At 52.9% G+C, this 11122-nt stretch carries 6 protein-coding genes; 5 read left to right on the plus strand and 1 reads right to left on the minus strand.

Annotation, left to right across the window (positions count from 1 at the left end; all coding sequences use genetic code 11):
- Nucleotides 1–3931, minus strand: a 3931-nt coding sequence (locus ACUHMQ_RS18920; protein ID WP_445297016.1) for a hypothetical protein, incomplete at its 3' end; no start/stop codon positions are given.
- 1003 nt (nt 3932–4934) lie between these two features.
- Here ACUHMQ_RS18920 and ACUHMQ_RS18925 point away from each other — a divergent pair.
- The 5 genes from ACUHMQ_RS18925 (at nt 4935) to ACUHMQ_RS18945 (ending at nt 10831) form a co-directional block, all read left to right on the plus strand.
- Complete coding sequence (locus ACUHMQ_RS18925; RefSeq protein WP_445297017.1) at nt 4935–6860, plus strand: DUF6531 domain-containing protein; 1926 nt, start codon at nt 4935–4937, stop codon at nt 6858–6860.
- Nucleotides 6861–6863: 3 nt separating this feature from the next.
- Entirely contained in the window at nt 6864–9032 is a 2169-nt protein-coding gene (locus ACUHMQ_RS18930) for an RHS repeat-associated core domain-containing protein (protein WP_445297018.1), read from the plus strand.
- A gap of 5 nt (nt 9033–9037) precedes the next feature.
- The gene (locus ACUHMQ_RS18935) at nt 9038–9421 is read left to right on the plus strand and encodes a DUF4279 domain-containing protein (protein ID WP_445297019.1); all 384 of its coding nucleotides are present in this window, start codon (nt 9038–9040) and stop codon (nt 9419–9421) included.
- 577 nt (nt 9422–9998) lie between these two features.
- Nucleotides 9999–10445: a hypothetical protein gene (locus ACUHMQ_RS18940; RefSeq protein WP_445297020.1), complete on the plus strand. Its 447-nt coding sequence runs from the start codon at nt 9999–10001 to the stop codon at nt 10443–10445.
- On the plus strand, nt 10445–10831 hold the full coding sequence (locus ACUHMQ_RS18945; protein ID WP_445297021.1) for a hypothetical protein: 387 nt from the start codon (nt 10445–10447) through the stop codon (nt 10829–10831). Before ACUHMQ_RS18940 ends, ACUHMQ_RS18945 begins: the two co-directional genes overlap by 1 nt.
- The last annotated feature ends 291 nt before the right edge of the window (nt 10832–11122 follow it).

Consider the following 11122-nt stretch of genomic DNA (forward strand, 5'->3'; position numbering starts at 1 on the left):
GGGCCAGCGCACCGGCGCCACTGGTACGGGTAATGTTGATTTCATTGACGCCAGGTACAAAGTGCGCGGCATTCCGACCACCATTGCCTTGCGCACCAAAGGCCAGGCCAAGCTTGCCCCCAAGCCCAATTGCAGCAGGGGGAATACCCATAGCCGTTGCCAAGTCGTGTAAGGCATCGAAAGCAGCGTTAACGTGCTGCTGGCGTTCATCCTGGCTCACCCAGTTACCAAAATTCACCCCACGGAAGTTGAACGTCTGTTCCAGACGTTCAGGCGTGATGTTCTCACCGGGGTTACGGCGGTCTACGCCTTTGCGTTCCCATCCACCATCGTTCGGCGCAACATCCTTGTCCGGCTCGGTGTCCGATTTGCGGGCAGTCTGGCGCTGTGCCGCTTCGATGGCTTCTGCCTCGCTGGCAAAGTCCCCGAGTATTGACTTGCCCTTGTTCAGTAAAAGGAAGCGATTGGCGCGTTTCGCTACCGCTTCATCTACCGCATCTTGTGCCACCTCCTTGGTCTCAAAGCGGCCCAGGTTCTCGGTGGTCGTGGCATCCAATGAGAGTGTTGCCAGGAAGTGCCCCGATAGACGCTGAGCGATATTCGGCGTTACGTTGCCGGTGGCGATGATATGGAAGCCTTGTTTTTGCCAAGCCGCCTGCTTGGCTGGCCAACCATCCTTGACCGCCTTGAGCGCATCCAACACGCTACGGATGTCCCACTGCATGGCACTCACGGCTTTGTTGCCCACGGCCATGGCACGATCATTTTCCGGGGTACCGCGACTGAAGCGCTCGCCAGCGGCCTGCTTCGGAAACAGGTCGGCAAACAACGGCATGTTGCTGATGTCCCGTTTCAAGGACGAAAGGGTGTCGCCAAAGGTCTGTTTGCCGGCTTGGCGGGCGGCAGCATGTTGAACCAGGATTTCCCACAGCGCCGCTTGGCGCTCCTTGTTGTTCAGCAGTGCATTGGCCGATTCGCGCAACTCGCCGACCACCTCGATATAGGTCTGTAATGCTTGATCGCTGACGGCGGGCGATTGCTTAGGAATCGTGTCGTACACCTGCTTGACCAAGTGGGCGATAACGGTGAACCCTTCCCGCTGGTCTTCCGGTACCGCCGCGATAATGGACGTCCAATTCGGGCGTGCCCATATCTTTTCCTTGCTGGCCAACTTGAGCTTCAGGGTGTCGTTCTCATCCTTGATCGCGTCCCAGGTCAACCCACCGTTCCGAAAAATCCCCTTACGGTTCCAACGCAGTGCATCCCCAACGTCTTCAAGGTTCGACTTCGCCTTGGATACAGCATTCGCAGACAACTTGCGCGTGGTCTTCTTTTTCTCATGCGTGCTGGGCGTGTCAGTGTGCGTGGGTTGTTGCAATACATCGCCAGCAACTGAGACCGATGGTGCTTCTTTGGTAGAGGGCTCATCTACCCTCGTTTCCAACACGATAGGCTTGGCCTCTGATGCTGATGCATCGGAGTTCAATGCCTGCTCAGGCTTACTGTTCTTAACCGCTGGGGTATCTGCTGCGTGCGTCTTGGCAGAGGTGGTTTGCGCCGTCTTGTTTACTGACTCGACAGACTTTGGCTGAACTTCGTAGACCGTGACATGTTTGCCATTGGGCGCCAACCGTTCAACGGCAACAGGCGCATGTGTATCCGTCAGCTTCTTCTTGTCGATATACGCAGCAGCACGTTCTGCCGACGTAAACCACTTAAACGACTTCTCTGTTGGCTTTGTCAGCGCCACCTGCTTAGGGGCAACCTCAGTTACGTTGTTGGCAGCCTTGGAATGTTCACGTTCACTCAATACCTCTTCCGATAGTGAGGCAGCTTGTTGAACCTGCCTACCTGCAGCAGGACTAGGCATTTGCTGTGGTGACTCAAGCTTGCCGGCTTCAGATACTTTGGCTTTAACCTTTGATGTATCTGGCCGAGCAGACTGCTTGATAGTTGAATTTGCTGATACAGGCTCAGATTCCGCGTTTCGCATAGCGGCGTTTCTGCCTTCTGTAAGGTGCGCTAAGGCAGCATCACTTTCCTGCCACACCTTCTGTGCGCGGGCCAGTGCTGGTGCGGTCTTCGCTTGAAATTCCACCAACGCTTTGCCTTGCAGCGTGCTGGCACGTGCTTGAATCTTGCCGATTTCACGCAAAGCGCCGTCACGCCTTGCTGTAAGCGTCGCCTTATCAAGGGTACGTTGTTCCCTAGGTGCGACAGCGGCCAGTTGGTCGCTGGATTGACCTGCAGCGTTGGTATAGAGCGTGCCCGACTTATCAGGCAGTGCGAGCATCCCCTCTGTAGCAGCGTCAGTTTTCAAAGGTTGAACAGGATCACTGGCAGGCGAGGCTTGGGATAGCCCTGCTATTGCGGCTTCACTCTCCTGCCAGGCTTGCTGAGCACGTGCCAGTGCCGGGGCGCTGTTGGTTTGGTATAGAGCTAATGCCTCGCCTTCCAACTCACTGGCTCGTTGCTGAATCTTGCCAATGACACGGAGCGCACCGTCACGCCGTCTTGTATGTGCATCTCGTTCTTTAGCCAGTTGCTCATTTGGTGCGACATCAGCCAGCTGTTCACTGGCAACCCCAAATTGGTTGGCGTACAACGTGCCGGACTTGTCGGGTAAAGCACGGACTTCCGGTGCCACCGGAATGGCAACGCCATCGGGCGTTACGTTGTACTTTTCCGCACGGGGTCTGCTGGCTTTTTCTGGTGCAGGTATTGCCTCATCGGCGCTGACGTATTCTCCACTGGGACGATAGATTGCGGGCAGGTTCGTGGTGCCCGTAACGGGTGGTGAGGTAGGAACAGCAGCACGTCCCGATTCAAAAGGCTTACCCAAGACATGGATTCCTCCACCCAGCAAGCCACCAACAGCTGCACCAGATAATGCAGCAGGGCCGACACCGCGCCATGCATCCTTACTTGGGTCTAGATGATCGCGTTCCGCTGCATTCTGGATGTACTGTTCAGCTCCGGACTGTAGGAACTCCTGTCCAGCCTCCTTGCCGACATCCTTCGCCGCAGACTTTGCCATGCCAACAAGGCCATCGCCGGCAAGCGAGGCACCGGCACGGCCAGTTACACGATTGAACACCGAGCCCAGTGCACCGCCACCAGTAAGGACACCGATACCGCCCGTGGAGATCATGGTGTTTCGTAACACTTGGCTGGCGGTCTCATCCGCAACAGCCTTACGCGCCGCCAATGGGTCACGCGTTTGCTGCAGCGTGGCCCGATAGGTCGGGTTTTGCAGCAGAACATCTTCAGGCGTCGCTGCAAGGTCCATCACCTTGGCGTGGGTCTGCTCTGCATTGACCAAGGCAGCTTGCCCGCCTTCTGCGACGCCCATACCGATTGCGCCCGGCGCGGCCATTAATGCCTTCTGCACCAATGTCGCCGTGCCTGCCTCAGCCGCTGCTTGTGCACCCTTGGCAACGGCAAACCTCCCCAGACCAGACTTGGCAGCCAAGCCGATCACACCACCGACTGGCGCAGTCGCTACCATGCCGGGCACGCTGCGTGATGCTGCCATCAGTGTGGATTGCAGTGGAGTATCACCCAGACTGTAGTCATCGGTGACGATGGGGTTGTTGGCGACGGATCGACCACCACCGGACATATCGTCCACCCAGTAGCGTTGTGCGGTCTGGCCAGCATCGCGGATCGCGCCACCCAAGCCATCAGCACCGAGCTTTTGCAGGCCGTAGCCGGCTGCCGCGACTAAATCGCCGGCTCCGGCAGCAGCGGATTTGACGTAATCCATGCCGCTCGCCTTGGGCGTGTAGCCAGTGGCTGCCATGTACTGCTGTGGTGTCATTGTCCCCGCGAAGTCGCGGTTGTAGATACCAACCATGACGGTGTGGTCATCAAGTTGGTCGAGCTGAGGATTTTGGGTGCGAATTTGGTCGAGAGTGCGGGGCAGCGCCATGAGCAGGGAACCAGTGACAATCAAAGCATCGATTGTCTAGCGCGTTCCCGGTGACCTTGCGCATTACCACTCTATGTCTTGGTGTTATCAGTGCGTTGCACCGAAAACCTGCTGAAATCGCCTAGGTGTTTTCCCTCGAAACGAGAGCAGGGTGTCCACCTTACTGCGGCAGAGAAAGTGAGAAAATCGAAGTGAATTTGTTTTCTCTACTCTCGTCAGTGCAAGAACTGGTCAGGGTTAGCGCTTATTCCCGGCTTCTCCCCGGTCAAAACTTTGCTTCAAGCGGCAACAAAAATGCTTTCCTGACAGCCACTTACCGGGATGCCTGACAAATTGACACGTCCACCACTGCCGGATACCCTGCACGCCGCATGAATTAGTGTTTCCTCACAGACTAACTATCCAACTTTGGACTTTTCTCTTCACGCACAGTGCTGACTGCAAGGGCCTTACCCCTAGTCTTGATCGATGATTTTTGATCGTCCGGAACGCCCCATACCATTCAGCGTCCCATGACTAAGCGTTTGTGTTGACGACTAACCTGAATAAATTCTGAGGCGATCGCACGCCTACACATATCAATCCATTCCATTTATTTGATTCTTGGATATTTCAGATGCCACATAAAATGCGCAACAAAAATAATGCATCCCTTTGCTTACTCACGGCCTTAACTTTGGCTTCACCTCTAGCAATGTCTGAGGTGACCAAGCCAAAATATCGACATAATGTTATTTGGCACTCATCTTTTGAAGCTGCCAAGAATGAATTAATCAGTGGCTACATGGGAGCTGGTCCAGGATGCATAAACATCAAATGGATATTTAAAGGCGTAGATTGGTACACCAATACCGCCACCTGGGAAGCAAGGCATCCTGAACTACCTACCTGTAATAAAAATGGCTTTCACCAAGTACATGCAACTTGCGGAAATTATGTAACTACCAAAGCTGATCCCGGAGGTGCTTGGTGTGGTACCGACTGTCCCGACGATCAGTATCCGGTGGAAGGCGCCGAACCACCTGTCTGCAAACCTATCCCAGGCCTTGGCGATCAAAATGGCTCTGGGGGTGGTTCAGGCGGAAGCGGCGGTTCTGGTAGTAGCGGTTCTGGTGGCGGCTCAGGAGGAAGTGGGGGCGGCGGAGGTAGTGGCGATCCAGGACCTGATCCTAACCAGGGTAGCTCATGCCAAGAGTCGGGCAACCCAATCAATACCGCAACAGGTAACAAATATCAGCGCGAAGATGATTTCTCCAGCGCCAGCCGTATTCCCTTTTCCCGCCACTACAACAGCGCCTCGGGTACCGTAGAGAATGGTTTGGGCAAGGGATGGCGCCATAACTGGCAAGCCCGCATTGTGCCCATTCACGGTGTGATTGGTACTAAGCCTGCTGATGTCTCCACCAAATTCACCTGGCCCACACAAAATAGCCCGGCCACCATTCGTAGTTATCGTATTGAACGACCCGATGGCTCCTCGGTGGGTATTACTCGTGATGGCGGCCTTCTCGATCCTGCCATCAAGCGACATCTCAGTGTCTCCGTCAGCAATAACGAGATCACGCTAACCTCGACGACCACCGTCGAGAAATACGATGCCGAAGGTAAGCTGACCTCACTGCAATATGTCGGTGGCCGATCCTACACACTGAGTTATCAAAACGGCTTGTTAAGCAAAGTCAGCGAAAATGGTTCTACATTCAGCCTGACCTTTACCCACGACGCAACAACCAAGCGTTTGCTGAAAGTCGAGACCGCAGGCAAGAACAGTGTGAGCTATGGCTATAGCAATGAAGGCTTGCTGACCAGTGTCACCTATGCCGATCGTACCCAGCGCCAGTATCTTTACGATGATGCCAAGAAACCAGGCCTGCTGGCCGGCATTATTGATGAAGCACAGAAACGCTATGCCACCTGGGCTTACGACGAGAACGGCCGTGCTGTACGTTCAGCCCATGCCAACGGGGTCGATGCCGTCACCTTGGCTTTTGGTACGGATGCCGATGGCACATGGACCGATGAAACCTCACCGCTAGGCGCTAAACGTCGCTACCACTTCAAGAAGATAGGTGGCGGTTTCTTTATTACTGGCAATAGCCAACCTGGTGGCGCCGGCTGTAACGCAAGCCAGAGCCAGCTTGTCTACGATGCCTACGGCAATGTGACGCAATCGACCGACTTCAATGGCCTTATCACGCGTTACGAATACGATTCCACCCGCAAGCTGGAAACCAAACGCATCGAAGCGCCAGGCAAGCCTGAAGAATATGTGGTGACAACTACGTGGCATCCAACATTTTCGCTCCCTACGACGACCATTGAACCCGGTATCAGAACCGATTTTTCTTACGATGAATCAACCGGCAACCTGACGTCTAAAGCGGTGTCCGATTACCGTAGCTACGTCAATCTAGGTTGGAACTGGACCTACGACGCACAAAACCGCCTCATCAGCGCCAAAGACGCTACCGGCCTCATTACTTCTTATACCTACGATGCCTCCGGCAACCTCGCTACCGTCACAGAACCTTCCGGTTTAGTGACCCGCTATACGCAATACACCGCGGATGGCTTGCCACTGAGCATTACTCGACCTACTGGTGATGTGGTCACGCTAACCTACGACCCACGCGGTCGATTGATCAGCCAGAAGGTTGGCGCATTGACCACGACCTACAGCTATACCCCCACCGGCCTGCTCAGCACCGTTTCCACACCTGACGGCAATCAACTGACTTACACCTATGACGATGCGCAGCGGTTGACGGGTGTGCGTGACAAGCTTGGCAGCAGCACCCGCTATGTGCTGGATGCCGCTGGCAACCGTACCCGAGAAGAAGTTGAGGCCGGCAGCAGCCTCAGTGTGCTGATCAAGCAGATTGAAGCTGAAATGATTGCCCTCACCCAACCCATGCCGCAAGCGAGTTAAGTCATGCCATTCACAACACATAAACGCCTGCTTGCGCTGGCTGCAGCCTTTGCCCTTGCGACACCCACAAGCGCCGCAGTTATTCAAAGTGTGGACAAGGAATATGACCAGCTGGGCCGTCTCAGCAAGGAATCCCGTCCTGATGGGAGTTGGGTCAGCTATGGCTACGATCCCATGGGGAATCGCACCGAAATGCGCGACAACCTGGGCCGGGTCACCACTTATACCTATGACGCACGTAACCGCTTGAGCAGCATGACCGACCCCGAGCGTGGTGTTACGCGCTATGACTATGACACCCAGCAAGGCTCAACCAGTGTGACTGATCCACGTGGTCTGGTGACGACCTATTACCTTGATGGGCGGGGCAATGTCATACAAGTCAACAGTCCCGATACTGGCACGACGCGCTATACCCGTCGTGGTGATGGGCAACTATTGACGAGCACCGACGCCAAGAATCAGACAACCCAGTACGAATACGATACGGGCGGCCGCGTCAGCAAGATCACCTTTGCCGATGGCAAGGTGCAGACCTATGCCTATGGGGCCAATGGCACCCCTGGCGCGGACATGGTCACGCAAGCAACCGATAGCAGTGGCAAGACCGTCTACACCTATGGTCCTTACAGCCGCATCGCCACGGAAAAGCGCACGATCTGGAACAAGGATTACACAACCAGCTATGGCTACGACACCGCAGGCAGGCTGAACAAGCTGACCTACCCGAGCGGCAGATTGGTCACCTACTTCTACGACAACGTTGGTCAGGTCAACAAGATCACCACCAAGCAAGGCACTGCTGCCGAGAAGATTGTTATCCAGAACCTGAAATACCGGCCATTCGGCCAAGTCACTGGTTGGACCTTTGGCAATGGCGAAGTCCGCACAACAGGTTATGACAACCTGAACCGGATGACCAGCCTGAGCCTCGGTGACAGCACACTGACGCTGAGTTATGACACCGGCAGCCGTATCACCAGCCAGAAAATCAGCGGTGGTTGGTGGGAAAGGATGTTGCAACGCCTGGGGCTGCCGATTGGGCAAACCCATAGCTATGGCTACGACAAGCTGGACCGCCTGACCGAGTGGAAAGACGGCCGCATCCTGCAAGTTAGAGGGAATGCATTTCCGGGCAGCCAAGGCTATGGCTACGATGCCAACGGCAATCGCAAGTCTTTGCGTAGCGATGATGCCGTCTACCCACAGGATATCGACGCCAACAGCAACCGGCTGAAAGCCAGCTCGGGTAATGATGGTAGCAATCCTGTTTACCAATACGACGCCAATGGCAGCCGTACCAGTGGCAATGGCACTTACAGCTACGATGCGCGTGGCCGATTGATTGAAGCGTCTGGTGCGCAATTCACGATTAATGGCCTCGGTGAACGGGTTGCCAAGACCTACCAGGGTACCACCACCCTGTTCCACTATGACCAGTGGGGCCGATTGGTTGCCGAGTCGGATCAAACCGGCAAATTCAAACGCGAGTACCTCTATCTTGGCAGCACCCCGATTGCGCTCGTTGATAACGGCATCGATGTTCGTAACATCCATACCGATCACCTGGGCACACCACGACTCATCACCGACGCCACCAAACGCGCCATCTGGGCGTGGGAACTCGGAGAGCCGTTCGGTGCGTCTAACGCCAATGAAGACCCAGAAGCCACCGGCGCCAAGTACACCTTCAACCTGCGCTTCCCGGGGCAGTATTTCGATAAAGAAACGGGCAACCACTACAACTATTTCAGGGATTTCGACCCTAAGACTGGTCGCTATTTGCAGAGTGATCCGATAGGATTGCTGGGGGGGACCAACACCTACACCTATGTCAACGGGAATCCGCTTAGCTATATCGATCCACTAGGGTTAGCAGTCAAAAACTGCAAAACCGTCTTAAAGCTTCCTGGCTTTGACATTCAAAAATGTGAAAAAGATGGTTCGACGCCTAGCGAACAAGATGCAAAAGATGCTACAAGAATGTCCGATAAAGAATTGGATAAGGCATGCAAAAATAATCAATATAAAGATGCTCATGATATGAAGCGAGATTTAAATCTTGACTCAAAAAGTGATATCTTTGTGGATAAAAATGGCAACATGTATTCTGGTCCAAGAAAAGGCACTGGCATACCTAAATATCTACACATGAATATTAATGGATGGTAATTAATATGAAAGATTTGTTGTTGGTGGATTTTCAGTTGTTAGGGACTAATGTATTACCTTCGGAAATAACAAAGGTAACTGGCATTACACCTAACGTTGCTTTAATGCGTGGAGAACGTAATAAATCTAAAGATTTACCACGGCAAAATATTTGGTCAATCCAGTCTGCAATCGATTCTGAAGAAGTAGCTGACCATTGGGATGATTTAAAGGTTAAAATCTCCCAACAAAAAGAAACCATTCGAGACATAGCACAGACAGGAGTTGTTCGTTTTACGATCGTTATTAGAGGTGGTGCTAGAATTCCATCACTTCAAATACCGCCAGAAATGTCAACGTTTGCTGGTTATATTGGAGCCGTTATTGATATCGATCATTTACAGAGTTAAAAACCTGGAATCTAAATAGCGAATTCAAGGTTCCAGTTGACCTTGCCAAGCATGAAGCTCTTGATTTAGCTAATCTGTTGATTCGCTTAGTCAAGGAACAGAGGTGAGCCTGACGACAGATCATCGTTGCTAGTGCACAAATTCCAGCAAAATAGAAACAGAATAGCCGTTAACCAAAGCAAAGCCGGTGAGGATTGCTCCCGCACCGGCTTTATTCATCGACGGACAAGTAACGCAGCCAATACTTCAAAGCTCGAAATCATCATCACTGCGCACCCAGTCGGCATTCCCGTCCAAATGCCCGCACTCATCCCGGTCGGTCCACCATTCAGGTGAGCCAGATTCGGCGCAGTGGTCGATAACATTGCAACCGGGTACCCTTGTGCGCAGCGCGGTAAATCGCGTCTAGAGAAAATTGTTCTTTATTGCTGTTATTGCGCCTGTGTGAACGCGCTGGAACCCGCATGGCGTCTGGGTTTGGTGGATGTCGGTACGACGGAATGCGTCAGGGCCAACTATCTATGGCTATGTCAACGGAAATCCGCTGAGTTACACCGATCCAAAGGGGTTAAGCGCAATGGCTATTCCTGTTGTGACAGGATTAGGGATGGCATTGTGTGCCCGCGACCCAGTTTGCAGCCGAAATATGCGAAATGTCGGTAGAGACATTTGGAATGCTGGAGCTGCTGCTGCACAGGCTTGTGGCGACGCTGCGGATAAATTCCGAGATTGGTATTTCAATGAGGGAGAGGAAGGGGATGCACCTCCTGTCCCTGGAGCAGAAAAGGAACCAGGTAAAACGCGTGGTCCATCTGAAATTTGGACAAAACCAGGTGGTGTTGAAGAGGCAAATAGAGATTTCGATGGTCTCAAACCTTCAGGGGTAAAAGATATAGGTAATGGTGGCCGTACGGGAGTTTTACCGGATGGAAGAAGAATTGTAGTTAGACCTAATAGCACTGATGGAAGACCTACAGTAGAGATTCAAGATGGTAGAAGTAGAACTAAAGTGAGATATAACTGATGCAAAAATTCGTGCCTATCTTCCAAGACATCATTGCTTCGAAGTCTTTGGAATGTGAGGAGTTACGGGACTCTTCTGATGGCTTGATGATTACTCTGAGAAACGAAGATGGCTTGACGCTAACTGTTCGTTTTCAAGAGCATTTGTCATATCGCCTTCTGGACGAAGGAGACGCATTAGTAGCTATTGATCAATTGGAACAGTCTGGTTGTAAAGGGCAGCGGCTTTATAAAGTAGACAATTCAGAGTTTATCGAGTGGTTCCATAAACAATCCTATGGAATACGTAGCGATGATCAAATAAGCCACTATTCGATCTTTGCCTCAAACGATGTTATTGACGTAATTGCTTTTGATTTGCCTGTCTTAACCTGGGAACCGAATTAACTTCAAAGGTAAAGTTGCAAATCAGATGTCGTTTTAGGAAGCCGGTGCCGGAGCAATCCCACCGGCTTTGTTCATGTGCGCCCAGCATGGGCGCACTCCTGCGGGTGGAAGTCCCGCCGTAAGTTGATCACAGCGAACGAAGTGAAGCGCAACTGCGTGAGGGCGACGGTAATCCCCCCATTTTTAAGGGGAGTCAGAAGTAGCGCTATGCGACCATGGCCAGCCGCTGTATTGGGGTAATACCGCCCAAGGCCATGTTAGGGCGTTCGTGATTGTAGAACCAGATCCAAT

It is taken from the genome of Chitinimonas violaceus, from assembly GCF_052601015.1.

Coding starts and splice junctions, on each gene's coding strand:
- ACUHMQ_RS18940 (WP_445297020.1), top strand. CDS start 9,999: ATGGCTATTCCTGTTGTGACAGGATTAGGGATGGCATTGTGTGCCCGC.
- ACUHMQ_RS18930 (WP_445297018.1), top strand. CDS start 6,864: ATGCCATTCACAACACATAAACGCCTGCTTGCGCTGGCTGCAGCCTTT.
- ACUHMQ_RS18935 (WP_445297019.1), top strand. CDS start 9,038: ATGAAAGATTTGTTGTTGGTGGATTTTCAGTTGTTAGGGACTAATGTA.
- ACUHMQ_RS18945 (WP_445297021.1), top strand. CDS start 10,445: ATGCAAAAATTCGTGCCTATCTTCCAAGACATCATTGCTTCGAAGTCT.